The organism is Rosenbergiella epipactidis (assembly GCF_018494055.1).
GTDB lineage: Bacteria > Pseudomonadota > Gammaproteobacteria > Enterobacterales > Enterobacteriaceae > Rosenbergiella > Rosenbergiella epipactidis.
This window is the reverse complement of sequence record NZ_JABBFQ010000002.1, coordinates 373,196-394,531: the sequence shown is the minus strand read 5'-3', so window position 1 is coordinate 394,531 and position 21,336 is coordinate 373,196. Positions and strand designations below refer to the sequence as shown.

Genomic DNA, 21,336 nt, shown 5'->3' with positions numbered 1-21,336 from the left:
ATTATGCCGATGCTGCCGTTACAGTATTCAATTGAAATCCAGCACTGCGATACGCTTTATAACGATCACGGGCCAGTTGTTTTAAGTTGTTATCTTCAGGGACGAAGTCTACCACTTCATAGAATCCCGTAGCAAAGTCTGCGAAATGGGGAAGTAAACTAATCAGTAGGTCACGTGCGCTGCTTCCACGCTTCTGTGGCCAGGCCAGTTCAACCGGCGCACCTTGTCGAGGTCCTTCACCTGCTAAATTATGCGGAACAAAAGCGTCGGCGGGACGTTGCCAAAGTGCTTCATCCAGTCGTAATGCTTGTGCTTCATCATGACAGGCAATAAGGATACGTTTACCTTCACGCCAAAAGTGCGCGGCGAGGTCGCAGGCCGCGATTTCAGCTGCGCTAAGCGGCTGATCAACAGCGTCTGCAGGAAGCAGGTAAAACGTCGCATTTTTCATGTTAGCTTGTAAACCCTAAGAATAAGGAAAGGAACCCAATGAAGGGCTCCTTAGTGTCGTGGGGGCGATTACTCTTCTGGGGTTAACCCTGCGCGATTCAGCAAGAACTGAGAAAGAAGCGGAACCGGTCGACCAGTTGCCCCTTTCGCTTTACCTGAACGCCATGCCGTACCCGCAATGTCCAAGTGCGCCCAATTATATTTACGGGTGAAGCGCGACAGATAACAGCCCGCGGTAATCGCGCCGCCAGCTCGCCCACCTATATTTGCGATATCGGCGAAATTAGATTCAAGCTGTTCTTGGTACTCATCGGCCAAGGGTAAACGCCACGCGCGGTCGCCCGCTTGTTCCGAGGCGCTGACCAACTCATGTGCCAGTGGATTATGGTTAGAAAGTAAACCACTAATATGATGGCCCAGAGCGACGACGCACGCGCCGGTTAAGGTCGCAACATCGATAACCAGTTCAGGATCGAAACGTTCGACGTAGGTGAGGGCATCACAAAGTACTAAACGGCCTTCAGCATCGGTGTTCAACACCTCCACGGTTTGGCCGGACATGGTGGTGAGGATATCTCCCGGGCGCAGTGAACGTCCATCAGGCATATTTTCACACCCTGCCAGAATCCCCACTACGTTTAGAGGCAGCTTAAGCTCAGCAACCATACGCATAACGCCGTACACCGTGGCTGCGCCACACATGTCGTATTTCATTTCGTCCATGGCTTCGCCAGGCTTGATAGAGATACCGCCGGAGTCAAAGGTTAATCCTTTGCCGACTAATACAATAGGGCGGCTATCTGCATCTGGGTGGCCTTTATACTCAATGACCGACATTAAGGATTCAAAATGCGACCCCGCACCCACAGCTAAGTAGGCATTCATGCCTAGCTCTTTCATCTGCTGTTCGCCAATCACCCGGGTAGTAATGTGGGTGCTATTTGCGTCCGCCAATTGACGGGCTTGCGAAGCAAGATAGGCCGGGTTACAGATATTGGGTGGCATATTGCCGAGATCTTTCGCGGCTTGTACACCGGCGGCAATGGCTAGTCCATGCTGGATGGCACGCTCGCCACTGGTTAATTCACGGCGAGTCGGCACGTTAAATACCAGTTTACGCAGTGGGCGACGTGGCTCAATGCGGTTACTTTTTAGCTGGTCGAACGAATAAAGTGATTCTTTAGCCGTCTCGACTGCTTGGCGGACTTTCCAGTAATTATTCCGGCCTTTAACATGCAGTTCGGTTAAGAAGCACACGGCTTCCATTGAGCCGGTTTCATTCAAGGTGCTAATGGTTTTTTGAATAATTTGCTTGTATTGACGCTCGTCAAGTTCACGTTCTTTACCGCAACCGATCAATAAGATACGTTCGGAAAGTACATTTGGAACGTGATGAAGTAGCAGCGTTTGACCGACTTTGCCTTCTAGCTCGCCACGACGCAGTAGAGCGCTGATGTATCCGTCGCTGATTTTATCCAGTTGTTCCGCGATCGGGGATAAACGACGAGGTTCGAACACCCCGACGACGATGCAGGCACTACGTTGTTTCTCTGGGCTACCGCTTTTTACACTGAACTCCATGTATTCTCCTGAATCTTAAAGACAACGACCTTGACACTTAATTAACATACATAACGGCTTAAGTGTATAATGACCGTCAATACTCAACTTTATGCTATTGTCGTTTATATTGAAGGGTGATCGAGCAAAAGCTCTCACCACTCATGCATAGGGTATATGATACACTGTAACAGCAAAAATGTGTTGATGAAGAAAACCAGCAATTAAGCGTTGAAATTATCGACTTTCCTGCAAAAAGACAAGTTTTCACAGGCGTATTTAGCGTGATAATAATCAGATATTTGGTTCGTGAGACGCTTAAGAGTCAACTAGCGATTCTCTTTATCCTGTTACTAATCTTCTTTTGTCAGAAGTTAGTACGTATTTTAGGGGCTGCCGTCGACGGTGATACCCCTGCAAACTTGATTCTAACGCTTTTAGGATTGGGCGTACCAGAGATGGCGCAGCTCATTCTACCGTTAAGCCTTTTCCTTGCCATTCTAATGACCTTGGGCAAATTGTACACGGACAGTGAAATCGCCGTGATGCACGCCTGTGGGTTGGGAAAGAGCGGGTTGGTGAAAGCGGCACTGGTCTTGATGCTGATTACGTCGGCAGTTGCCGCAGTCAATGTGATTTGGGCTGGCCCTTGGTCAGCGCGTTATCAAGATCAAATTATACAGAATGCGCAAGCTAACCCAGGAAGCGCGGCGTTAGCGGCAGGGCAATTCCGTCCCTCCAGTGATGGAAGCTTCGTGCTATTTATCGATAACGCACGGGGTAACCATTTTAGCGATGTCTTCTTGGCGCAATTGCATCCGCGTAACAATACACGCCCTTCAGTCGTGGTGGCCGACCGTGGTCATATGTCTCAGCAAAAAGACGGTAGCCAAGTTATCACACTCGATAACGGTACGCGTTTCGAAGGTACCGCCATGCTGCGCGATTTTAGAATTACAGACTTTACGCAATATCGTGCTTACGTGGGTTACAAAGAGTCGGTACTCGATCCTAATGATGCCGATGAAGCCACCTTTACCACCCTGTGGCACAGTAATACGCCGCAGTTCAGAGCTGAATTACATTGGCGTTTGACATTAATCTTCTCGGTATTAGCCATGGCATTAATGGTTGTACCGCTTAGCGAAGTGAATCCTCGCCAAGGCCGAGTTCTCTCCATGTTACCGGCGATTTTCCTCTACCTAATTTTCTTCCTGATCCAGAGCTCGTTTAGAACCAATGCGAGTAAAGGAAGGCTAGATCCCGCGGTATGGATGTGGAGTGTGAATATTCTCTATCTGGGCCTAGCGGTAGTCTTAAACGCATGGGATACCTTACCTGTCCGTCGGCTACGCGCGAAGATTAGCCGCAAAGGAGTCGCGTAATGTTTGGCGTATTAGACCGCTATATTGGTAAAACTATCTTTAATACCATCATGACGACACTGTTTTTACTCGTGTCGTTATCCGGCATTATTAAATTCGTAGAGCAGTTAAGAAAAACGGGGAAGGGGGCTTACAGCGTCTGGGATGCGGGTTACTTTACGATTCTCAGCGTACCGACTGACTTAGAGCTATTTTTCCCGATGGCAGCATTGCTCGGGGCGTTGTTAGGCCTTGGTAACTTAGCCCAGCGCAGTGAGCTCGTTGTGATGCAGGCGGCAGGATTTACGCGTTTACAAGTTGCGGCATCGGTGATGAAAACCGCTATCCCTTTAGTCTTTTTATCAATGGCCGTTGGTGAGTTCTTAGCCCCGGCAGGCGACCAACTGGCGCACAATTACCGCTCAGAACAGATCGATGGTAGCTCGCTACTAGCGGCCCAAGGTGGTCTATGGGCGAAGGATGGTAATGACTTTATCTTTATTCAAAAATTACAAGATGAGCGCCATTTAAACGGCGTGACAGTCTACCATTTTAACGATCAACGTCGACTTGAGAGCGTACGCTATGCGGCCAGTGCTCAGTGGGATAAGCATCGTAAAGAGTGGAATTTGTCGCAAATCGATGAGTCGAACCTCTCAAATCCCGAGCAAATCACGGGGAGCCAGCAAGTCAGTAGCATTTGGAAAACGGCGCTTACCCCGGATAAGTTACAGGTTGTCGCGCTCGATCCGGACTCGCTCTCCATTCGTGGATTACACGACTACATTCAATATCTCGACCAGACCGGACAGAAGTCAGATATCTATCGTCTGAATATGTGGAGTAAGATTGTCCAACCTCTATCGGTTGCCGTGATGATGCTGATGGCGCTGTCCTTTATCTTCGGGCCGTTACGCAGTGTTTCGATGGGCCAGCGAGTGGTTACCGGCATAAGCTTTGGTTTCGTCTTCTATGTATTGGATAAAATCTTTGGCCAGTTAAGCTTAGTGAAAGGCTTACCGCCGGTGCTTGGCGCGGTTGTACCGAGTGCCGTGTTTCTCGCCTTAAGCCTAGTGTTATTGATTAAACGGAAATAGAAAAAAGCCCCGTGATAACGGGGCTTTTTGCATTAGGGGGTAAGTCGCTAAAGTTGTTGAATTAACCAAGGTAACTGCGATAAAGCAAAAAGTACTAAGCCAATTAACCCGCCTACCACCGTCCCATTGATACGAATAAATTGTAGATCTTTACCGATATTCATCTCGATCTGTTCCACTAATAATTTATCGTCCCAGCTCTTAATCGTGTCGCTGATATGGCGGGTTAAGAAACGGGCGCTTTCGGGGCCGACCGTTCGCACAGTTTGCTCGATATGTTGATTGAAGGCTTCACGCAGTTGCGGATCACGGCTGAGCGTTTCCCCCATCCAGCCAGCAGCGCGTTGTAGCTGTACGCCGATACGTGAATCTTCATGATCTAAATCGTTAGTTAACCAGCCGCGCAGATCTTGCCAAATCTGACCAATATAAAGGGCGAAATGCTCGTCTTCTTTCAACCATGTCTTCATCCGCACCATACGCTCGGTCATTTTAGGATCATGCTGCAGACTGTGAATAAACAGCTGTACGGCACGATTAAATGTTCTACGTAGCTGGTGGTTGGGATCACTGGCTACGTCGAGTAACATCTGGTCGGTGAGTTTGGCGACCTTGACGGCCCCTTTTTCGCCCAACCATTCGCTCGAGACCACTCGCGAAATAGTTGGGTATTCTCGTTGAAACCAAGCGGCTATCTGGCTAGCAACAAATTGGCGGGTCTTGGGTTTTTCAAGCAGCTTTACCACCTGTCTGATGACGGTATCAAGGACGGCTTGATGGCGATTCTCACGAGTGAGGCTCTCCAATAAGATGATTGCACTATGACGAAAATCGACCTGATCAATAGCGCGATTTACTGCTTGACGAATAAAGCGGTTAATTGCCTCGTCATTGCTAGCAGTCAGTAATCCGCGCAGTACTGTTTTTAAGGCGCGTGCAAAGCGTTGCTGGTTTGCAGGCAATGTCAGCCACTCGGCCATTTTTTGTGAAAGGTCGTGCTGTTGCACTAAGCGCGAAAGGGCTTCAGCATTAAGGAAACGCTCCTCAACAAATACTCCTAAGTTATCGGCAATACGCTGCTTATTACGCGGCACAATCGCAGTGTGTCGACTAATAAACGGGATAGGGATGCGGCGAAAAAGCGCACTGACCGCAAACCAGTCGGCTAAGCCACCCACCATGGCCGCCTCGGCGACGGACTTAAGGGCTTGCGCGCCCAACGTGGGGGGAAGAAATAGACTGAGAATAAAGAGTCCGGTCGCACAAAGCAGCAGAGATAGCGCGATTCGCTTGGTACGACGGAGTGCATGAGATTTTTGCATAGCACCTGCTTAGTCGATATGCGGTGGCAACCGGATGGCTACCACCTGAAAAATGACCTACTTACGACCTCCGAACAGGCTCCCTAATACGCCGCGAAGGATCTGGTTCGCGACTTGTCGGCCTGCACTTTTTGCCATCCCTTGAACGACCCCGTCATGGCGTCCGCCACGCGGCCCGGTGTAACCGAACAGGACTTTTTTCACTTCATCCATGATACCGCCTTCTTCTTTGGCTTCAGCCCGTGGCGCTGGTGCGCTAGATGACTGTTGAGCATCACTGTTCGCTACCCCTTTTTGCAGCATTTCGAAGGCTGATTCTCGGTCGACTGCTTCATCATATTTACCGTACAGCGGTGAATGATTAATCAGGCCATTACGTTCATCACTGGTTAAGGGGCCCATACGGGAACCTGGCGCGATCACCATGGCACGCTGTACCACGCTTGGGCTACCTTTTTCATCAAGGAAGGAGATTAGGGCTTCACCTGTGCCGAGAGACTGAATCGCCTCTTCGGTGTCGAACTCCGGATTAGCACGCATGGTATTGGCCGCTGCTTTCACCGCTTTTTGATCGCGAGGAGTAAAAGCACGTAAGGCATGCTGCACCCGATTTCCGAGTTGCCCCAAGATATTATCGGGAATATCGGAAGGGCTTTGGCTAACAAAGTAGACCCCGACCCCTTTCGAGCGAATCAGACGCATCACTTGCTCGATCTTCTCAAGCAGGACATCGGGCGCGCCGTTAAAGAGCAGGTGTGCCTCATCGAAGAAGAATACCAGTTTCGGCTTCTCGACATCCCCCACTTCTGGTAGCTGCTCGTAAAGCTCAGAGAGCATCCACAGTAAGCTGGTGGCGTAGAGTTTAGGCATCTGATAAAGCTTTTCTGACGCAAGGATATTGATGACGCCTTTACCTTGATCGTCGGTACGCATCCAATCTTTAATATCTAGCATCGGCTCGCCAAAAAAGTACTCAGCGCCTTGTTGCTCGAGACTTAATAACCCTCGCTGGATAGCGCCTACCGAGGCACTATTGATATTACCGTATTCGGTCGTGAACGTTTTCGCGTTATCTCCAACATACTGAGTCAGTGCGCGCAGGTCCTTAAAATCGAGCAGTAATAGTCCTTGTTCGTCAGCAATACGAAAGATGATATTAAGAACACCGGTTTGGACCTCGTTAAGATTCAGCAAGCGAGCGAGGAGTAAAGGCCCCAAGTCGGTCACCGTTGCACGAACGGGGTGACCCTTTTCACCAAAGATATCCCAGAAAACGGCCGGATTATTGACGGGTTGCCAGTCTGTCACCCCGATCGCTTCTAACCGTTTGGTCAGTTTTTCTGATGCTTCACCGGCTGCCGCGACACCACTTAAATCGCCTTTTACATCAGCCATAAAGACGGGAACACCAATTGATGAAAAGGACTCAGCTAATTTTTGCAGGGTAACGGTTTTCCCTGTCCCCGTCGCGCCAGTAATCAGTCCATGGCGGTTAGCAAGGGCAGGCAGTAAATCGAGTGATAATGCCTTGGTGCATGCAATACGTAGCGGTTCTGTCATAATCAGGGTCTCATCCATGGAAAAATCCTAAGAATGCAATGATCCCCTGTAAGGTGTCAATCGGCAGGATCTGTAATCTAGACTTATCAATGTAAATGGGTGGCAACCTCGACGATGCCGTTGATCACAAACTGAATCCCCATACAGACCAACAAGAATCCCATTAAACGGGAGAGCGCTTCAATCCCGCCTTTACCGATAAGTCGCATAATCGAACCGGAACAGCGCAGCGCTAACCAGAGCATGATAGCCACGAGGACGAAACAGATAATAGGCGCCACCATCAGGATCCAAGCGGGATAGTCGACCCCCGATTTTACCGATGCCGCAGTACTGATAATGACTGCAATGGTCCCGGGTCCGGCAGTTCCTGGCATGGCGATTGGTACAAAGGCGATATTGACGGTCTGGGGGCTATGTGGGGTGGCATCCAACTCGTCTTGTTTATGCTGAACCTCCGGGGCTTCGTGCACCTGCTGCACCGGAAATAGCATACGAAAACCAATAAAGGCCACAATCATCCCGCCCGCAATCCTTAATCCGGGAATGGAGATCCCGAAGGTGTTCAACACCGCGCTTCCCGCAAACCAAGTGATAAGCATAATGAGGAAAACATAGATCGCCGACTGTAAGGCCTGACGATTACGTTGTTGAAAATTCATATCATCGGCGAGGCTGAGGAACATCGCTACCGCAGTCAACGGGTTAGCGAGAGGCAAAAGGATCAGCAGTCCCCAGCCGATCGCGTTAAGCAGCGTCATCATAGTCAATCCTTAACGAGTGAACAGGTTAAGTCAGCCTAGAGCGCGGGGAGGGGAGTTACAATAAGCGGTAAAAAATTAGGCACAAAACGGCGGTTTAACAGGGCGAGCGGGCGCTCACCCTAAGGCGATTACATACCGAGGTATTTTTTACCTTGGTCTAACACAACGTTACAGGCTTTAGTTTTTAACTTTTTCCCCATTTGGGTATTACTCAGGGATTTCAGATCGATTTTCTGATTATTACCTGTGGTAAGTAGTCCCTGCAGCCCTTGCAGATAACCATTTTCTTGCTGGGTACCAGACGTTTGTGTGGATTGAGTTGATTGGCTGGCAGTGTCCGTTAACCCTAATTTACTTTTTAACTGATCCGCCACTGAGCTGACGTTGTTATCAACGATATTGTTTTTCGCACAATATTGCAGAATACCCGTAACGTTCGACATGCTATTAGCGCTGACCGCGCTATTGCCACCGCCTAGCAGCTGAGTGATCGAGCCGAGGGATAAACCACCATTGGCTGCGGTACCTGATGTGCTAGTTTGGCTATTACCTGAATTATTCATCAAGTCTGAAGCAGTGCTACTCAGTTTATCCTGCCAGCTTGCGGCGTGGGCGAAAGAGGTGAAAGCGGCGGTAGCGAAGCCAAGAGCGAGAAGAGTTTTAGATGGAGAACGCATAATGTTGCCTCATTGCAGTAGATAGGAAGTCCAATAGTGATTAGGGACGTTGTAGCAAATTAAGTTCAGAATTTCTAACCTAAGCCTAGTCCTATCGGAATTATCTGTCTAACTAGCCTTTCTGCAGCACCCTAAAAAAACGATTCGCCGTTTTTTTCAGCAATCGAACGCAACTCGACGTTAATCCCCTTGCGCACGTCGGTCAGGCAGGTATAATCGGCCACGTTTACACATCCCCTTCAGTGCCGAAGTGGCGAAATCGGTAGACGCAGTTGATTCAAAATCAACCGCCCTTTGGGTGTGCCGGTTCAAGTCCGGCCTTCGGCACCAAGTAAGATGAAATCAAGTCGCTTAAGAGCGGCTTTTTTTGTGTCTGGAGTTTGGTCAGTTCCTGTCATTCGCTTTATACAGTTCTAAAAAATCCCCCAGTATTACTTATATTAGAAAAATTGATGCGTTGAATCGCCTGAACCCGAACGAGCGTTTAGCGAGAAAAAAAGAATCCTACAATCGTGGTGAATTCATCCAAGCATACGCATTATGTGAAATCAGAACGTTGGCATAGTTTAAAGGGAATTTGTCAGTACCAGACACCAAAATGGTAGTGCTATCTTATACTCATGCTTACGTAACATTGAATTGATGAAGTTTATTTTTCTCTCAAAGAGAGTGGTGATAATTGAGGGAGAGATTTTGATAATTTATTTTTTATATAATGTAAAAATCAAATATAAATAACAAACGTAATATCATATATTTCATTTCGATAGTTGATATTTGAAATGCTATTTTTGATAAATAGTCTCTTGTTATGGATGTTTTTATTTATAGGTTTGAAACTATGGAAAAGTATAATATTTAAAGTAAATAAATGGAGTTAGCATATGTTAGAGCCCAGTATAGGATTACTAACTTTTAGGGCAGAAGGAAATGATTTGAAGTCGAGCAGAGATTATTCCAAGAAAATACACTGGCCTGGGAGTGCGGCATTTTGCGGAAAAAATAATTCTGGAGTAACTATTGGTCGGGGATTTGATCTTGGAGATAGGACTAGATCTGAAGTATTTATATCACTACAAAAAGCTGGTATCGAAAAGGAAAAAGCAGAGAAATTATCCTATGCGGCTAAATTGAAAGGGTGCTTGGCACATAAATTTGTCCTGGAAAATAGGGAGACCTTAGGTGAAATTACTGATAGACAACAATTAATACTTTTTACAATGGCTTATGAAGAAATGAAAAAGGATGTGGAAAGAATATGCAAAGATAAAAAAGTTATAATAGAATATCATTCAAATCCTAATATCTCACCACGCTTAGCGTGGGATAATATCCCGGAAAAAATAAAAGAGATTCTAATCGATTTACGTTATCGTGGAGATTACAATGTTTCTACAAGATCTCATTTACAACGATTAGCCTATGACGGTGACTTAGAAAGTTTTGGTAAAATGCTTTCAGATAGATCGCTTTGGTTATTCGTTCCGAAAGATAGGTTTAAAAGAAGGGTCGATTTCTATGAAAATTATTAATACATTTTGGATTGCTGTTTTACTCATCCCCTATGCCAAAGCAGCATTTACCGAAACGGAAGTACATCAATTACAAGAGATAAACGAAAAATATATTAAGAAAGCTGAAGATTCTAAAGCGCTGTTGGATAAAAAAATACAAGAGGCAATTAAAAATCTCCCAGAGCAGAAAAGTAAGATAATCAACTTGAATAAATCGTGGAATAAAACAATAGAAAAAAAATGTCAGCTTTTCATCTTTGAATCACTCAATACTGATGCAGAGATAGCAATGATTAATGAGTGTTTAGCAAATGAATACTTATCTGAAGCTAAATTTTTTGAAAGACTGAATTATTAATCACTAAAAAAATGTAAAGTGTTTAAAGAGGGTAAAATAATGGTAAAACTCCTCATCAAAGACGCCGTAATCGTATGGTACGAAAAGTACTACAACGTTAAACCTCTTCTTTCAAAAAGTAAGCCGTAAGGTCGAATAATGAGAATATTGGTTTATCGGCATCATTAACTCATATAAAAGCCAGCATCCAGCTTTCGCTGATTCCAACAACATACTAACCGTTAAAGGTTTTGGAGAGATCTCAGGGCCCTTATGAGATAAAGGTCTTAAAAAATTAGGTAATAAACTTTTTTCATAAGGCCAGTAAAGTAAAAATTTAAACTCACTACTCTTGAGGTTAAAACGTTTAAAATAGTCATTCATGATCTCATCACCGGTCTCTCTGGCCCGAGGATACTTACCTGTTGAAAGGCTAGTATCGAGAGTTACTTACGTACAGTAATACCGCTTATAGTTATTATTTCTCTAAAAGAAAAATCCAAAATAGTACCCCTCAGAAGCTTCGCCAGGATGTTTTTGACTGTTGCCATGAATCTTTGAACCGCTTTAATCACATATCCAATGGCATAGGCTTTCTTTAAGAGGTTTTTAACCAAAATCCAAAACTCAAAACTCTCTCTCTACAATCAAATATCCATTAAATCGAACTGAACACTCGTATTTATTTTTTAGGCTAGAGGCTATAAAAATATTCTTTTGATTCTTTGCATTACGGTAGATATATTTTGCAATGATCACTTCGGTATTGTCTGTAGAGTAACCGTCGATATAATTATCAAGGCTGAGGATATGAATATCCAGTTTTTTATAGTCCTCTTTGGCCAGTTGCTCAGCATAAACTTTCGTGATAGGGGAAACTAAAATAACCTCAACGCTAACATTTTTTTGGATAATCTGATCCCTACTAATACTCAGATCCTCAACGATTGCATCGGTTAACCCTATATACATCGAGGCACCAATTTTAGCGCAGCCAGCATTGTTAATGGCTAAAGCATGACGAGGAAAAAGAAGTATAGAAATAATAATAAATACTCTCATTATTCAACCTTCAGTAGTGTAAATTCACTTCTAGTTATTATCACTCTACAATAACACCACTTCGGCACATATCTGGTTGGAAGGTGAAGGCGCTAATATCAAGCTCCAATGAGCTGTTTTTAGGTGGTGTAACGTACTAATAATTAAATATTTATATTATCGAGATATATAATAATAAGTCAAAACCCCCTATTAATTATTAAATAACCATTGAACCGTAATGAACATTCATTATTATTTTGTAGGCTTGATGCGATAAATATGTTTTTCTGATTTTTAATATTGCGATAAGTATATTTCGCAACAATAATCCTGACATCGTTTGTGGTATAACCTTCTAGGTAGTCTTCTTTGTCTAGCACGTCTAAGGGTTGATGTTTATAGTCGTAGTCAGCCAGTTGCTCAGCATATAATTTTGATATAGGTAATATAGATAGGACTTCAACGGCGACGTTATCTCTAATAATCTGATCTGGATTAATTTTTAGATCGTTGACAATAGCATCGGTTAACCCTATATACATTGAGGCACCAACCTTGGCGCATCCAACGTTGTCATTCGCAAGAGCTGGAACAGATAGTAACCATAAAAAAGCGGCAATAAATTTTTGCATTATTCGACCTCAAGCAATGTAGTACCTGTTTCGGTTATCATTTTTCTATAAAAAAAATCCAAAATAATACACCCCTCAGAAGCTTCTCCAGGGTGTTTTCCACTGTCACCGTGAATCATAAAACCGCTTCGACCACACATCTGATTGGAGGGGGAAGGCGTCAGTCTTAATGTCCAACGACCTGTTTTGGGGTGATGGAAAGGCCTACCAATGGTATAAGTACCTTTAGGGATGGGGCCTTTTGATTTAACACACTGGTGGTCACTATTATCTTGATAGCCGGGGCGGCCTGAGTATTTCGCTGAAAACCGATAATGTCCATTAAGAAAAAACTGCTTAGTATTGACGCGATATAACCATGCCATAACGCTATCCTTGTCGTCTTGGTTAATATCATGCTTTTATATCGCTCAAGAACACGACTGTATAGTTGATTACTTTATAAATTCTATTATTTATAAGTATAAATCTTAATTTATTGATTATAAATTTTTCGAGCAAGCATAAACTCGTCAAATTTAGTTAAGTAAATCCAATTTTAATTAAGGTTAAAAAGTCTCTAAGAAAGTCAGTTTATCCCTGTCGATAATATTTTCAGCTTCTCTGGTTATTTTACCTGCGTTAACTAAGCGGTACCTTTTACTGAAAAATTGGGATTTGGGAAAATTTCAGGGCCAAGATAGAGGTATTATCATGGTCAAGCTTAGCTCTAAATAGCCTGCCGATAGTAACTCTTCGGTTCCTTGGCGACTCATCCGGTTAATAGAGATTCGTTGAGTTGAGATAATGCTATGGCACTAGTTTTATTGATTATTTTTATTTGTTCTAGATCCTGCACATACTATTTTTTAAGTAGGAGGATATTAAGTAGGACGATTACCGGCGAGATAAATTTTTATGGTAAAAGAGAGGGAACGGCTGAGGGCGTTGATCAACAAATCGCCCAGTAAATATCAGCCATGATGGCTAACTCTACTGGGCAATAAATGGGCGACTTATTTATTCAATAATTCATTACGTACAATTGCGGCACCGGCACTTAATGCGCGTAATTTTGCATTAGCGACATCACGCGACAGCGGCGTCATTCCGCAGTTAGTGCTCGGGTAAAGCTTATCAGCGTCCACAAACTGCAGGGCTTTGCGCAGCGTTTCTGCCACTTCTTCTGGGGTTTCGATCGTATTGGTGGCGACATCAATGGCACCGACCATTACTTTCTTACCACGGATTAATTCGATCAAATCCATCGGTACGCGGGAGTTTTGACATTCCAGAGAGACGATATCGATATTCGATTTTTGTAACTTTGGAAAAATCTCTTCGTATTGACGCCACTCTTCGCCGAGGGTCTTTTTCCAATCGGTATTGGCCTTGATACCGTAGCCATAGCAAATATGGACCGCTGTCTCGCATTGTAAGCCTTCGATCGCTTTCTCCAACGCGGCAATACCCCATTCATTGACTTCATCGAAGAACACGTTAAATGCGGGTTCGTCGAACTGGATGATATCAATGCCTGCGGCTTCAAGCTCTTTCGCTTCTTGGTTCAGAATCTTTGCGAATTCCCATGCCAGTTTTTCGCGGCTCTTATAATGCCCATCATAGAGAGTATCGATCATGGTCATTGGACCAGGCAGAGCCCATTTAATCGGTTTGTCAGTCAGTTGACGTAAGCGCTTCGCGTCTTCAACAAAGACTGATTTAGGACGAGAAACCGGGCCGACGACGGAAGGAACGCTTGCTTCGTAGCGATTACGGATTTTGACGATTTCGCGTTTTTCAAAATCGACGCCATCTAAGTGCTCAATAAAGGTGGTCACGAAGTGTTGGCGCGTTTGCTCACCATCACTGACAATATCGATCCCGGCGCGCACTTGGTCATCTAAGCAAAGGCGTAACGCGTCGTTCTTACCATCGATCAACTCTTGGCCTTCGAGTTTCCACGGCGACCATAATTTTTCTGGCTCAGCAATCCAAGAAGGTTTTGGTAAGCTGCCCGCTGTGGAGGTAGGTAACAAAATTTTCATAACAGGTGACCTTATCGTTTTAATTTATTAGAAAGCTTGCTGAGCTGACCATTGTTCAAGTTGTGTTTGGTTCGGCTTAATAAAGTGTTCTTCGGTAAATTTACCTTGTTCAGTTGCCAAACGCGTACGTTCTTCGCGGTCGTATTCAATCACTGTTAATGAGTGATCTTGATGATTCAATGCCGGTCGATAACATAAGCCCGCCGGCGAATTCGCGTTGTAGATTTCAGGGCGATAAATTTTTTGGAACGTCTCCATGGTACTAATCGTACTGATAAGTTCGAAGTTACTGTAATCACTGAGCAAATCACCCTGGAAATAGAAGGCCAGTGGCGCAACGCTGTTGGCAGGCATAAAGTAACGTACCTTAAGGCCCATCTTGCCGAAATAGTCATCGGTTAACGACGGCTTATCTTGTTGGTACTCAATGCCTAATACAGGGTGAATGTGACCGGTACGTTTATAGACATTTTTGCTGGAAACACTTAAACAAATCACCGGTTGTTTACTAAAATGCTGGGAATAGGTTTCAGAATTAACGAACGCCTTGAAAATATTACCGTGCAGGACACCATAATTCTCAGGAATAGAAAACTCGGCCTTACCTTGATTGAATTCGGGGAGTACGACGCTAAAATCGTAGTCGCGCACATAAGAAGAAAAGTTATTCCCCACAATGCCTTCAATACGTTGGCCGGTTTCGCTATCCACCACGGTGGTTTTCAAAATTTCGATCACTGGGAAACTATCTTGACTACTCGCATTAATTTTCATGCCGACTGAAACGATTTCTAGCTCAACCGTATAACGGTCAGAATTTGGATTATCCCAAGTGACCAAGGAGTTAAAACGGTTATTGATCATGGTTAATGCATTACGTAGATTTTGCTGACGTTTTTCGCCCCGGGCGAGGTTCGCAAAATTGGTAGTGATGCGTGTACTCTCTGAAGGATTGTAATGCTCATCTAAGCGAAGGCTACTGATACTAAAGGAAAATGCATTATTCATTATTATTGGTATCCTAATTCTGTTGTGATGCCTGATTCGCACGCTGACTATAATTGTTTTCGAAGCGCGTCGAGTTCAGTGAAACATACTGTCTGCCGCCAATGACTTATTTATGCCAGAGTCGACGCGGCAGGGGAAGTGACTTAATTTCACTTCTGTATGAGTCATCTTCATGTTGTAGTCGGTTTACCGAGGAACAGGGAAGTAGGTATGATGGGTGTTATAGGTAAATTATTGTTAGTAAAGGTAATAAGGTTTGCTCAAGTTGATGAGAAGTGCTCATGTACTGGTCGTCAGTCGTGGGCAATCTGATAACTAAGCTTATCGTAATATCTTCATTTACAGCCCGTTACCCCAATAGGTAACATGACGAAACGTCATGTTAGTCATCCATCAGGGGGCGATGTGTCCCTTATTGAGTGTCACGTGGGGTCTCGGTTTTCACCAAGCGGTTGGCGAGTTCACGTCTAGCGGCTTGAGCAAGAAAATGACTTCTATCTTTATAATCTAAACGATGCCCCGCCACAAAGCCGTCGATACGTTTTACAAGAATATCGGGTAGCGTAATATTGAGTCGCTGCTGCTTGCCTTCGAATGAAGATAATTCAACATCAAGCATAAACCATGTATTACAGTGTAGATAATCGGTATTTTTTGAATAAGTGGTGACCCCCTCATCGGTAATCTCTTCGAGAAAATGGGAGCCTGATAGTAGCATTTCTTCGATGATCGTCAGGATAGCTTCTCTTGCCATAATCGGAATATCTGCCTGCTGATCGGCAGCAGAGACACAACCGTAGCCGTATTTATCAAAGGCTGGGATAGACAGTCCATAAGCGATATTTTCTTCGCAAGGTTCTTCGATACCAACTGTAAAAAACATTTTTCACCTCCATTATTTACAGGGAGTGGATGCCTGCCAGTCTTTTAATTACGCTAAGGGTTCCTGGCGGCAGATTTTTCTTTGGATGGGGGACAGGAAACGTTTTTCCGGTTATCGGAGACCACCAAATTTGATGACTCCCCCCGTTATGGCGTTTTAGCTTACATCCGGCTGCGATTAATTCCTTTATGAGCTCAGCGGATTTCATTTCTTCTCCCTACACTCAATGAGTATACACACATATATGTATGCCAAAAGTGTTTCGACTGATTTTATGTGTAGGATCAAGATTGAGTCACTGTCTGGCAAAGCCCTGACTCGTTATTTCAGAGTAATTTCACAGTTTTAATTTCAGCGTTAATGGATCACTGAATGCCGACGAGAACCGTATCTGCCTGTCGTCGCTGAGAATGATTAGGGTGCATCGATAACTTTTAATGTGCTATCAATAGTGTGAGCAGTAAGGCCCTTGGAAGGTCGCGAAAGCATGACTGATTAGTCATTTATAGGATATCAGTAAGTAAACTTTATAGGTGAGTGATGAGCTTATTTGTCATCACGTCATTGTGAATTTTTTTCTTCATCACAATCATTAACGATAAGGGCTAGCATGACGCGAGTGAACGAATTTCAGCAACCGATTGGTGAACCGGTAGAGAATTGGCAAGGGGCGCAACTCCCGAGTAAGACAGTGATCGATGGCCACTACTGTCGGCTCGAACCGATTAGTGTCGCCGCACATAGCCAAGAACTGTTCGACGCATTGAGGCAAGCAGAGGATGAACGGGATTGGACCTATTTACTCTCTGGACCTTTTCGTGATCTGGCGGAGTATCAAACCTATCTGGCTCGTTTGGAAACACTCAATGACCCTTTGCATTACGCAATTATTGATTTAAGTACGCAACAAGCGGTGGGAAGTATTGCGCTGATGCGTATTGATGCTCAGCAAGGTGTGATTGAAATTGGTCATGTTACATATTCACCGCAGCTTAAACGTACGCGATTAGCGACAGAGGCTATCAGCCTATTGTTGCATTACACCTTGGGCGAACTCGGTTACCGGCGTGTGGAATGGAAATGTAACGCTCATAACCATCCGTCACGTGCTGCAGCATTGCGATTAGGCTTTAGTTACGAAGGGCTTTTTCGACAAGCCATGGTGGCACGGGGCCACAATCGTGATACCACGTGGTTCTCAATTATCGATAGCGATTTTCCTGCGTTGCAGAAAGCTTACCAGCAGTGGCTTGCCCGAGATAATTTCGATCAGCAAGGGCAACAGCGACAAAAGCTGGGCGAGCTGATCGAAAATCAACGTAAAGCACTATTGACCACTGAGTGAGCTATCGCCATTTATTTTACGTGCGTAACAAATCGCCTCGTGATGGGTATCTGCCCATTCCACCAATTGTCGTAAAGGCTGTAGGAAAGATTCACCCAGAGCAGTGAGCCGATACTCTACTCGTGTCGGCACTTCTGCGAAAACGGTGCGGGATATATAGCCGTCAAACTCTAGCCTTTTCAAGGTTACCGTTAGCATTTGGCGTGAGATATCGCCAATCTCGCGGTGCAGCGCATTAAAGCGATAGGTTTCATTCGCTAAGGATTCCAAAATCAATAAACTCCACTGATCACCAATACGATCTAATACATCGCGAATCGGGCAGGGATGTCCAAATTCCGCATAGTTATTTGCCATAAGACTCTATTCCTTCTGATAGGGCAGTCATTTTACCCTGACCTAGGTACAAGAGGACAACCTCTTGCAAAGATTTCAGCGGCACAGTAGCATCAATTCAACCGGTCTACAATTAAGACTAGGTCTTCATTTTATCAAGGGGGTTATCATGGTTTCTGTAGCAGTTGTTGGTGCGTCAGGTCAGGTGGGTTCACGTATTGTTAAAGAATTATCAGAACGCGGTCATCAGGTAACGGCAATAGCTCGTCAACCGGCGTCGATTCCTAACTTACCCAATGTCTCGGTAGTGAAAGGGGATATTAACGATACCCAAGCTTTTGTTGAAACCTTAGCGGGACACGATGTTGTGGTCAGTGCAGTGAAGTTTGCGCAAGTCGCCCCTGCAACCTTAATTGAGGCAGTGAAAGATTCAGGTGTTGCTCGTTATTTAGTGGTGGGCGGCGCAGGAAGTTTAGAGGTTGCACCAGGGCAATTATTGATTAATCAACCTAATTTTTCTGAGGCTTATTTACCCGAGGCTCGTGCTGGCCTAGATTTTCTTAATCGGTTACGCGAAGAAAAATCATTGGATTGGACGTTTATCTCGCCATCGGCCCTGTTTGAGGCAGGAGAGAGAACGGGTAACTTCCGTCTAGGTCGCGACACATTGTTGAGTAATGAACAAGGGAGCCGCATTTCGTACGAGGATTATGCTATCGCTCTTGTCGACGAAATTGAAAAACCAGCACATTCGCGCCAACGTTTTACAGTCGGTTATTAAACGAGGAGCACCATCATGCATAAAATGAAAACGTTACTGCTTACGGCAGGGTTACTGGTGAGTTCAGCCTTGATGGCGGCGACGGCGTCACAGGCTAGCTCAGCGTCGACAGAGGCAAATCGCCAGCTGGTGGTCAACTTCTATAACCAGTTTTTTTAATCAGCATAACGTTGATGAAGCAGCGAAAGTGGTCGCTGAAGACTACCGTCAGCACAATCCACAGGTACGCGACGGTAAGAAACCCTTTGTCAGCTACTTTACCGATTATTTTAAACACCACCCGCAATCGCGCGCCAAGATTATTCGTAGCGCGGTAGATGGCGATTTGGTCTGGTTGCATATCCATTCGACAGAAAATGCGAAAGATCGTGGAGAAGCGATTGTGGATATTTTCCGCGTACGCGACGGTAAGATCGTTGAACATTGGGATGTCATCCAAGAGGTCCCTAAAACTGCCGCCAACGATAATACGATGTTTTAAGCCAAAACGAGCCGCTTAGTACCGAGTCAGCATAAATAGTCGTCGCTGACTTGTTTCTTTCGGCCCCGTCAGCTACGTTCCCTCATAATTGATTACTGCTGAGGGAACGCCCCTTGTTATACGTCTACTACTTTTTACTGTTTATCATCACTGCCACTGCGGAGATTATCGGGTGTTACTTGCCGTGGTTAGTTGCCAAACAAGGTAAACCGTTAATCCTGTTGATTCCTGCCCTCTGTTCTTTAGTTATTTTTTGTGGCCTATTGACGCTACATCCCGCGGCAGCAGGGCGTACCTATGCGGCGTACGGTGGTGTCTATATCTTAGTGGCACTCGCTTGGTTACGCTGGGTCGATGGCATCAGCCTAGGACGGGATGATTATCTCGGGGCTCTAATCATTTTTCTGGGCGTTATCGTAATCATGGGGCAGCCCTTATCTAAATGGCTGATAAAATAGAAGAGGTCCCCACAGCACTCCATTAAGGCGTGGGGACGAGCGATCAAGCACGATGTAGATCGCGATACAGGCTCACCATATAAAGTAAAATCACCACGGAAAAGGGAAGGCCAGCGACCACTACAGCCGTTTGCATAGCACTGAAGCTGCCTGCATAAAGTAGTCCAGCGCATAGCACGGTGGTCACGATTGCCCAGAAGAGGCGAAGCCAAACAGGGGCGTCATCCTCAGAGGTCCCGCCTTTACTGGCGAGATTGGCAATCATCAGCGTGCCGGAATCCACCGGAGTGAGGAATAGTACAAAGCTGATCACTACCGTGAACACCGCAGTCAGAGTAGGCCAAGGAAGATACTCTAGTAGTCTATAGACCGCCATTGGGGGATCCGATAACGCAATTTGCCCTAGAATCGCATGCCCTTGATCGAGCACTAATGAAATAGCGGTATTACCGAAAAGAGAGAGCCACGCCAAGGTGAAACCGAGAGGGATCAGCATCACCCCTAAAATTAATTGGCGAATGGTTCTGCCACGGGAGATACGAGCGATAAATAGCCCGACAAACGGTGCCCAAGCGACCCACCACGCCCAATAGAAGAGCGTCCACGCTCCCTGCCATTTTTCTGCCTTGCTATAGAGATAAACCTCAAAGCTTTTTGCCACAACACTCGACAGGTAATCCCCGGTATTTTGCAGTAACCCATTTAGCATCGTCAGGGTAGGACCTGTGATAAAAAGAAAGAGAAGTAATAAGCAGAGGAAGCCAACATTGAGGTTAGAAAGGAACGCAATCCCTTTCTCAATTCCGATGACGGTGGCGACTGTGGCCACGATCATCATGATGATAATCAGAGTGAAGAGTAACTGCGGAGTTTGAGGTAAATCAAAGAGATAATTTAACCCAGCTTTGACGAGTAACGCACCGATTCCAAGGTTTGTCACCATCGAGACCACCGTGACTAAAATACCGCAGGTATCGACGGTATGGCCAATCCAACCGTGGATCTTATGACGAAAGAGACCGTAGAGTGCCGAACGCAGGGCTAAGGGTTGATCCCGTCGATAGGCAAACCAAGCAAGAGCCGTTGCGATCAGTGCATACAGTGCCCAGCCATGTAGCCCCCAATGGAGGAACGTAATCGCCATGGCTTCCCGTGCCGCATGGACAGTCCCCCCTTGCCCTTCTGGCGGCTGCAGAAAATGAGCTAAAGGTTCATAGGCGCCGTAATAGACGAGTGCAATACCAATGCCGGCAGAGAACAACATGGCAATCCAAGAGAGATAACTGAATTCAGGCGCTTCGTTTTCATGCCCCAGTAATTGAGTCCCATGATGCGAGCAGGCTAGCCAAAAGACAAACCCCATCGACAGCACCATCAGCAACATGTAATACCACCCAAACACCGCAGTAACCCAGGTTTGCGCTCGGGTTAACCATAATTGGCTGGCGACAGGATAGAGGACGGTGACTATTCCGAGCAGAAGGATGAGTAGGGATGAACTCAAAAAGACAGGGAGATTCACGCGTACACTCGTGGTCGGTTTAACATGATAGTTGAGTAGCGCCATATATTTTCCTGAATCAAAATTTAAACAAAAATGAAACATTGATTTAACTTATGGCGATTATGAGTTTAATTGATTGAGCGTTCAATTAAAAAAATCAGTTTTAAGCGTTGAGTAGCACTATTTTATTGA

24 protein-coding genes, 1 tRNA gene and 1 pseudogene are annotated in these 21,336 nt (G+C 45.3%); 10 read left to right on the top strand and 16 right to left on the bottom strand.

What is annotated here, in order from left to right; genetic code table 11:
• Nucleotide 1: 1 nt before the first annotated feature.
• On the bottom strand, nt 2–451 hold the full coding sequence (locus HGT71_RS04715; RefSeq protein WP_214216813.1) for a DNA polymerase III subunit chi: 450 nt from the start codon (nt 449–451) through the stop codon (nt 2–4).
• Between the two features lie 68 nt (nt 452–519).
• Nucleotides 520–2,031, bottom strand: coding sequence for a leucyl aminopeptidase (gene pepA, locus HGT71_RS04710; RefSeq protein ID WP_099822890.1), 1,512 nt, complete (start codon nt 2,029–2,031; stop codon nt 520–522).
• Nucleotides 2,032–2,294: 263 nt separating this feature from the next.
• On the opposite strand from pepA, the gene lptF reads away from it, so the two are divergent.
• Together lptF and lptG are read left to right on the top strand one after the other, a co-directional pair.
• Nucleotides 2,295–3,395: an LPS export ABC transporter permease LptF gene (gene lptF / locus HGT71_RS04705; RefSeq protein WP_214216812.1), complete on the top strand. Its 1,101-nt coding sequence runs from the start codon at nt 2,295–2,297 to the stop codon at nt 3,393–3,395.
• Entirely contained in the window at nt 3,395–4,471 is a 1,077-nt protein-coding gene (gene lptG / locus HGT71_RS04700) for an LPS export ABC transporter permease LptG (protein WP_214216811.1), read from the top strand. Before lptF ends, lptG begins: the two co-directional genes overlap by 1 nt.
• 47 nt (nt 4,472–4,518) lie before the next feature.
• Here lptG and HGT71_RS04695 read toward each other — a convergent pair whose 3' ends face one another.
• The 4 genes from HGT71_RS04695 to HGT71_RS04680 all read right to left on the bottom strand — a co-directional run bounded on the left by HGT71_RS04695 (nt 4,519) and on the right by HGT71_RS04680 (nt 8,794).
• Nucleotides 4,519–5,793 carry a DUF445 domain-containing protein gene (locus tag HGT71_RS04695; protein WP_214216810.1) on the bottom strand — a complete coding sequence of 425 codons (1,275 nt, stop codon included), beginning with the start codon at nt 5,791–5,793 and terminating at the stop codon, nt 4,519–4,521.
• 57 nt (nt 5,794–5,850) lie between these two features.
• A complete protein-coding gene (locus HGT71_RS04690; protein WP_214216924.1) occupies nt 5,851–7,353 on the bottom strand; it encodes a helicase HerA-like C-terminal domain-containing protein in 1,503 nt (500 codons plus the stop codon).
• Between the two features lie 86 nt (nt 7,354–7,439).
• The gene (locus tag HGT71_RS04685) at nt 7,440–8,117 is read right to left on the bottom strand and encodes a MarC family NAAT transporter (protein WP_214216809.1); all 678 of its coding nucleotides are present in this window, start codon (nt 8,115–8,117) and stop codon (nt 7,440–7,442) included.
• 128 nt (nt 8,118–8,245) lie between these two features.
• Nucleotides 8,246–8,794 carry a YjjA family protein gene (locus HGT71_RS04680; RefSeq protein WP_099822885.1) on the bottom strand — a complete coding sequence of 183 codons (549 nt, stop codon included), beginning with the start codon at nt 8,792–8,794 and terminating at the stop codon, nt 8,246–8,248.
• A 244-nt stretch (nt 8,795–9,038) separates the two neighbouring features.
• On the opposite strand from HGT71_RS04680, the gene HGT71_RS04675 reads away from it, so the two are divergent.
• The 3 genes from HGT71_RS04675 to HGT71_RS04665 all read left to right on the top strand — a co-directional run bounded on the left by HGT71_RS04675 (nt 9,039) and on the right by HGT71_RS04665 (nt 10,666).
• Nucleotides 9,039–9,124: transfer RNA gene (locus HGT71_RS04675), tRNA-Leu, on the top strand.
• A gap of 554 nt (nt 9,125–9,678) precedes the next feature.
• Nucleotides 9,679–10,326 (top strand): pesticin C-terminus-like muramidase, encoded by a 648-nt coding sequence (locus HGT71_RS04670; protein WP_214216808.1) that lies wholly within the window; start codon nt 9,679–9,681, stop codon nt 10,324–10,326.
• Complete coding sequence (locus tag HGT71_RS04665) at nt 10,313–10,666, top strand: hypothetical protein (RefSeq protein ID WP_214216807.1); 354 nt, start codon at nt 10,313–10,315, stop codon at nt 10,664–10,666. The genes HGT71_RS04670 and HGT71_RS04665 overlap by 14 nt, the downstream gene beginning before the upstream one ends.
• 111 nt (nt 10,667–10,777) lie before the next feature.
• On the opposite strand, the pseudogene HGT71_RS04660 reads toward HGT71_RS04665, so the two are convergent.
• The 8 genes and pseudogenes from HGT71_RS04660 to HGT71_RS04625 form a co-directional block, all read right to left on the bottom strand.
• Nucleotides 10,778–11,080 (bottom strand): annotated as a pseudogene (locus HGT71_RS04660) (DUF1493 family protein); the annotation flags it as partial.
• A 192-nt stretch (nt 11,081–11,272) separates the two neighbouring features.
• Entirely contained in the window at nt 11,273–11,707 is a 435-nt protein-coding gene (locus tag HGT71_RS04655; RefSeq protein WP_214216805.1) for a Shiga toxin A subunit, read from the bottom strand.
• Nucleotides 11,708–11,886: 179 nt separating this feature from the next.
• On the bottom strand, nt 11,887–12,321 hold the full coding sequence (locus HGT71_RS04650) for a Shiga toxin A subunit (protein WP_214216804.1): 435 nt from the start codon (nt 12,319–12,321) through the stop codon (nt 11,887–11,889).
• Nucleotides 12,321–12,686, bottom strand: coding sequence for a tlde1 domain-containing protein (locus HGT71_RS04645; RefSeq protein WP_214216803.1), 366 nt, complete (start codon nt 12,684–12,686; stop codon nt 12,321–12,323). Before HGT71_RS04645 ends, HGT71_RS04650 begins: the two co-directional genes overlap by 1 nt.
• 630 nt (nt 12,687–13,316) lie before the next feature.
• Nucleotides 13,317–14,348, bottom strand: coding sequence for a methionine synthase (locus HGT71_RS04640; protein ID WP_048913674.1), 1,032 nt, complete (start codon nt 14,346–14,348; stop codon nt 13,317–13,319).
• A 27-nt stretch (nt 14,349–14,375) separates the two neighbouring features.
• The gene (locus HGT71_RS04635; protein WP_214216802.1) at nt 14,376–15,356 is read right to left on the bottom strand and encodes a DUF1852 domain-containing protein; all 981 of its coding nucleotides are present in this window, start codon (nt 15,354–15,356) and stop codon (nt 14,376–14,378) included.
• Nucleotides 15,357–15,768: 412 nt separating this feature from the next.
• Nucleotides 15,769–16,239, bottom strand: coding sequence for a type II toxin-antitoxin system HicB family antitoxin (locus HGT71_RS04630; protein WP_214216801.1), 471 nt, complete (start codon nt 16,237–16,239; stop codon nt 15,769–15,771).
• A 16-nt stretch (nt 16,240–16,255) separates the two neighbouring features.
• Nucleotides 16,256–16,447: a type II toxin-antitoxin system HicA family toxin gene (locus HGT71_RS04625; protein WP_214216800.1), complete on the bottom strand. Its 192-nt coding sequence runs from the start codon at nt 16,445–16,447 to the stop codon at nt 16,256–16,258.
• Nucleotides 16,448–16,849: 402 nt separating this feature from the next.
• Here HGT71_RS04625 and HGT71_RS04620 point away from each other — a divergent pair, with 402 nt between their 5' ends.
• Nucleotides 16,850–17,584: a GNAT family N-acetyltransferase gene (locus tag HGT71_RS04620; RefSeq protein WP_214216799.1), complete on the top strand. Its 735-nt coding sequence runs from the start codon at nt 16,850–16,852 to the stop codon at nt 17,582–17,584.
• Here the strand turns inward: HGT71_RS04620 and HGT71_RS04615 are convergent.
• Nucleotides 17,567–17,941, bottom strand: a complete 375-nt coding sequence (locus HGT71_RS04615) for a winged helix-turn-helix transcriptional regulator (protein WP_214216798.1) — start codon at nt 17,939–17,941, stop codon at nt 17,567–17,569. The two genes, HGT71_RS04620 and HGT71_RS04615, sit on opposite strands and share 18 nt — an antisense overlap.
• 148 nt (nt 17,942–18,089) lie before the next feature.
• Between HGT71_RS04615 and HGT71_RS04610 the strand changes: the two genes are divergently transcribed.
• The 4 genes from HGT71_RS04610 to HGT71_RS04600 all read left to right on the top strand — a co-directional run bounded on the left by HGT71_RS04610 (nt 18,090) and on the right by HGT71_RS04600 (nt 19,640).
• Nucleotides 18,090–18,701 (top strand): NAD(P)-dependent oxidoreductase, encoded by a 612-nt coding sequence (locus HGT71_RS04610; protein ID WP_214216797.1) that lies wholly within the window; start codon nt 18,090–18,092, stop codon nt 18,699–18,701.
• A gap of 15 nt (nt 18,702–18,716) precedes the next feature.
• Nucleotides 18,717–18,860 carry a hypothetical protein gene (locus tag HGT71_RS15940; RefSeq protein ID WP_338327763.1) on the top strand — a complete coding sequence of 48 codons (144 nt, stop codon included), beginning with the start codon at nt 18,717–18,719 and terminating at the stop codon, nt 18,858–18,860.
• A gap of 28 nt (nt 18,861–18,888) precedes the next feature.
• A complete protein-coding gene (locus tag HGT71_RS15935; RefSeq protein ID WP_338327762.1) occupies nt 18,889–19,182 on the top strand; it encodes a nuclear transport factor 2 family protein in 294 nt (97 codons plus the stop codon).
• A gap of 113 nt (nt 19,183–19,295) precedes the next feature.
• Entirely contained in the window at nt 19,296–19,640 is a 345-nt protein-coding gene (locus HGT71_RS04600) for a YnfA family protein (protein WP_214216796.1), read from the top strand.
• A 43-nt stretch (nt 19,641–19,683) separates the two neighbouring features.
• Here the strand turns inward: HGT71_RS04600 and HGT71_RS04595 are convergent, their stop codons facing one another.
• Nucleotides 19,684–21,207: a BCCT family transporter gene (locus tag HGT71_RS04595; RefSeq protein WP_214216795.1), complete on the bottom strand. Its 1,524-nt coding sequence runs from the start codon at nt 21,205–21,207 to the stop codon at nt 19,684–19,686.
• Nucleotides 21,208–21,336 lie beyond the last annotated feature (129 nt).

Bases quoted from the DNA above. Each gene is read 5' to 3' on its own strand.
- HGT71_RS04655 (WP_214216805.1), bottom strand. From the start codon at position 11,707: ATGAGAGTATTTATTATTATTTCTATACTTCTTTTTCCTCGTCATGCT.
- HGT71_RS04680 (WP_099822885.1), bottom strand. From the start codon at position 8,794: ATGCGTTCTCCATCTAAAACTCTTCTCGCTCTTGGCTTCGCTACCGCC.
- HGT71_RS04620 (WP_214216799.1), top strand. From the start codon at position 16,850: ATGACGCGAGTGAACGAATTTCAGCAACCGATTGGTGAACCGGTAGAG.
- HGT71_RS04595 (WP_214216795.1), bottom strand. From the start codon at position 21,207: ATGGCGCTACTCAACTATCATGTTAAACCGACCACGAGTGTACGCGTG.
- HGT71_RS04650 (WP_214216804.1), bottom strand. From the start codon at position 12,321: ATGCAAAAATTTATTGCCGCTTTTTTATGGTTACTATCTGTTCCAGCT.
- HGT71_RS04615 (WP_214216798.1), bottom strand. From the start codon at position 17,941: ATGGCAAATAACTATGCGGAATTTGGACATCCCTGCCCGATTCGCGAT.
- pepA (WP_099822890.1), bottom strand. From the start codon at position 2,031: ATGGAGTTCAGTGTAAAAAGCGGTAGCCCAGAGAAACAACGTAGTGCC.
- HGT71_RS15940 (WP_338327763.1), top strand. From the start codon at position 18,717: ATGCATAAAATGAAAACGTTACTGCTTACGGCAGGGTTACTGGTGAGT.
- HGT71_RS04670 (WP_214216808.1), top strand. From the start codon at position 9,679: ATGTTAGAGCCCAGTATAGGATTACTAACTTTTAGGGCAGAAGGAAAT.
- HGT71_RS04635 (WP_214216802.1), bottom strand. From the start codon at position 15,356: ATGAATAATGCATTTTCCTTTAGTATCAGTAGCCTTCGCTTAGATGAG.
- lptG (WP_214216811.1), top strand. From the start codon at position 3,395: ATGTTTGGCGTATTAGACCGCTATATTGGTAAAACTATCTTTAATACC.
- HGT71_RS04610 (WP_214216797.1), top strand. From the start codon at position 18,090: ATGGTTTCTGTAGCAGTTGTTGGTGCGTCAGGTCAGGTGGGTTCACGT.
- HGT71_RS04665 (WP_214216807.1), top strand. From the start codon at position 10,313: ATGAAAATTATTAATACATTTTGGATTGCTGTTTTACTCATCCCCTAT.
- HGT71_RS04630 (WP_214216801.1), bottom strand. From the start codon at position 16,239: ATGTTTTTTACAGTTGGTATCGAAGAACCTTGCGAAGAAAATATCGCT.
- HGT71_RS04640 (WP_048913674.1), bottom strand. From the start codon at position 14,348: ATGAAAATTTTGTTACCTACCTCCACAGCGGGCAGCTTACCAAAACCT.
- HGT71_RS04685 (WP_214216809.1), bottom strand. From the start codon at position 8,117: ATGATGACGCTGCTTAACGCGATCGGCTGGGGACTGCTGATCCTTTTG.
- HGT71_RS04690 (WP_214216924.1), bottom strand. From the start codon at position 7,353: ATGACAGAACCGCTACGTATTGCATGCACCAAGGCATTATCACTCGAT.
- HGT71_RS04695 (WP_214216810.1), bottom strand. From the start codon at position 5,793: ATGCAAAAATCTCATGCACTCCGTCGTACCAAGCGAATCGCGCTATCT.
- HGT71_RS04645 (WP_214216803.1), bottom strand. From the start codon at position 12,686: ATGGCATGGTTATATCGCGTCAATACTAAGCAGTTTTTTCTTAATGGA.
- HGT71_RS04625 (WP_214216800.1), bottom strand. From the start codon at position 16,447: ATGAAATCCGCTGAGCTCATAAAGGAATTAATCGCAGCCGGATGTAAG.
- HGT71_RS04715 (WP_214216813.1), bottom strand. From the start codon at position 451: ATGAAAAATGCGACGTTTTACCTGCTTCCTGCAGACGCTGTTGATCAG.